Genomic DNA, 2,545 nt, shown 5'->3' on the forward strand with positions numbered 1-2,545 from the left:
CGCTCCGGCCGACGCTGACCAGGCGCAGCCCATGGGCAACGCCGCGCTCATCGCATTGGGCGTGCTCGGCGGGGTCTATCTGCTCTACACGATCGGATGGATCGTCGGCGGCCTTCGACTGCAGGACGTGATCCCGTTCCTTCTGCCGGAGACGGCCGTAGCCCGCGTCGCGTACGCCTTCGCCCTGTGGATCGCCGTCGCGGCACCGGCGATCTGGTTCTCAGCCACCGTGCTGCTGACCCGTCGATCGCGTTCGTGGGTGCGCTTCGTCTGGCTCGCCGGGGGCGTGGTGCTCCTCGTTCCCTGGCCCTTCGCGATGATCGGAGCGATCGGACAATGACCGCCGACAACGCGACGACGAGCACGCGACGCATCCCGACCTGGCTCACGGCGACGATCACCGGCGCCTTCGGACTGCTCTATGCCTACGCGGTGTGGAACGCGCTCGATTTCCTGATCCTGCAGGCCAGCGGAGTGCGCGGGTTGAACGGCGTGGGGTGGGCGGTCCTGGGGTTCGCCGTCGTCTTCCCCGTCGTGGTCTTCGCCTTCGCCTTCGCTCTCGGGCGTCGACGCGGTGCGGCGGCCCTGGCGGTGATCCTGCTGGTGGGTCTCGCGCTCGTGGCGGTGTTCTGGCTCGACGTGCTCGCCTACTCGTCGATCACCGACAGCCTCCTGAACCCGGTCGAGACGTGATGGCCGGTCGCTCACCTCTCGCCGTCACACGGTTCGTCGGCTTCCGACCCGCGCGCTAGGCTGAGTTCGGCCTCGCCTCGCCCCCGCCCGGCGCGGCATTCACGCTCTGCACCGCGCCCTCGCGCACCGCCACCGAAGGAAACACCACGTGTCGAAGCCCGTCGTGCTCATCGCCGAACAGCTCTCTCCCGCCACGATCGACGCCCTCGGTCCCGACTTCGACGTGCGCCACGTCGACGGCACCGATCGGCCCGCTCTGCTGGCGGCCCTCGCAGACTCGCACGCGGTCCTTGTGCGATCCGCGACGAAGATCGACGCCGAGGCGCTCTCGGCCGCGCCGAACCTCAAGGTCGTCGCCCGCGCCGGCGTCGGCCTCGACAACGTCGACATCAAGCAGGCGACCACCTCAGGTGTCATGGTGGTCAACGCGCCCACCTCGAACATCATCTCCGCCGCGGAGCTGACCGTCGGTCACATCCTGAGCCTCGCCCGCCGCATTCCCGCCGCGCACGCGTCGCTGTCGGGTGGCGCGTGGAAGCGCAGCTCCTACACCGGCACAGAGCTCTTCGAGAAGACCGTCGGCATCATCGGCCTCGGTCGCATCGGCGCGCTGATCGCGGCCCGCCTGCAGGGGTTTGACATGAAGATCGTCGCGTACGACCCCTACGTCACGAGCGCCCGCGCCCAGCAGCTCGGTGTGCAGCTGGTCGGCCTCGACGAATTGCTCGAGCACAGCGATTTCGTGACGATCCACATGCCGAAGACGCCCGAGACCACGGGAATGATCGGTGCCGAGCAGCTGAAGCTCATGAAGCCGTCCTCGTACGTCGTGAACGTCGCGCGCGGCGGTCTGATCGACGAGGAGGCGCTGTTCCACGCGCTCACGACGGGGGAGATCGCCGGCGCCGGCCTGGATGTCTTCACGTCGGAGCCGCCGGCCGAGGGCGGCACCGCGCACAAGCTCCTCGACCTGCCGAACGTCGTCGTCACCCCGCACCTGGGGGCATCGACGGAGGAAGCGCAGGAGAAGGCCGGTGTCTCCGTCGCCCGCTCGGTGCGCCTCGCCCTCGGCGGCGAACTGGTGCCCGACGCCGTCAACGTCGCCGGCGGCGTCATCGACCCGTACGTGCGTCCCGGCATCCCCCTCGTCGAGAAGCTCGGTCAGATCTTCTCGGCACTCTCTCACTCGCCGCTGACGAGCCTCGATGTCGAGGTGCACGGTGAGCTGAAGGACTACGAGGTGGGCGTGCTGAAGCTCGCCGCGCTCAAGGGCGTGTTCACCAACGTCGTCAGCGAGACCGTGTCGTACGTGAACGCCCCGCTGCTGGCAGAGCAGCGCGGCGTCGAGGTGCGGCTGCTCGTCGACGACGACAGCCCCGAGTACCGCAACGTCATCACGCTGCGCGGTGCGCTCAGCGACGGCTCGCAGCTGTCGGTGTCCGGAACCCTGACCGGGACCAAGCAGGTCGAGAAGCTCGTGGGCATCAACGGTCACGCGATCGAGCTCCCGATCGAGAAGCACCACGTCGTCATGCTCTACACCGACCGCCCCGGCATCGTCGCCGTGTACGGCCAGAAGTTCGGTGAGGCCGGCATCAACATCGCGGGCATGCAGATCGCGCGCGAGGCTGCGGGCGGCCAGGCGCTGTCCGTTCTCACGGTCGACTCGCCCGTCGACGACGCACTTCTCGAGGAGGTCAGTTCGGCCATCCACGCCGACCTGTTCCGTCAGATCGAGATCACCGAGGCCTGATCGGCCTCACGCGCCGCGCGTCGCCTGCACGACCAGCTCCACGAGGGCATCCAGTTCGGCGTCGCGCGGCAGCGGACCCGGCAGCACGCCGGTGACGAG

Annotated in this window: 2 protein-coding genes and 1 pseudogene; all 3 read left to right on the plus strand. The window is 68.8% G+C overall.

The genetic code is table 11. The features are described 5' to 3' along the window. A pseudogene (locus B4E30_RS08915) lies at window positions 1-340 on the plus strand (DNA polymerase III subunit gamma/tau); the annotation flags it as partial. Continuing rightward, on the plus strand, window positions 337-693 hold the full coding sequence (locus B4E30_RS08920) for a hypothetical protein (RefSeq protein WP_194385085.1): 357 nt from the start codon (window positions 337-339) through the stop codon (window positions 691-693). The pseudogene B4E30_RS08915 and the gene B4E30_RS08920, both read left to right, overlap by 4 nt. Before the next feature lie 148 nt (window positions 694-841). Next, window positions 842-2,446 (plus strand): phosphoglycerate dehydrogenase, encoded by a 1,605-nt coding sequence (gene serA / locus B4E30_RS08925; RefSeq protein ID WP_194385086.1) that lies wholly within the window; start codon window positions 842-844, stop codon window positions 2,444-2,446. The last annotated feature ends 99 nt before the right edge of the window (window positions 2,447-2,545 follow it).

The sequence above is a fragment of the Microbacterium sp. UBA3394 genome (assembly GCF_002358725.1).
GTDB lineage: Bacteria > Actinomycetota > Actinomycetes > Actinomycetales > Microbacteriaceae > Microbacterium > Microbacterium luteum.

Bases quoted from the DNA above. Each gene is read 5' to 3' on its own strand.
- B4E30_RS08920 (WP_194385085.1), top strand. From the start codon at position 337: ATGACCGCCGACAACGCGACGACGAGCACGCGACGCATCCCGACCTGG.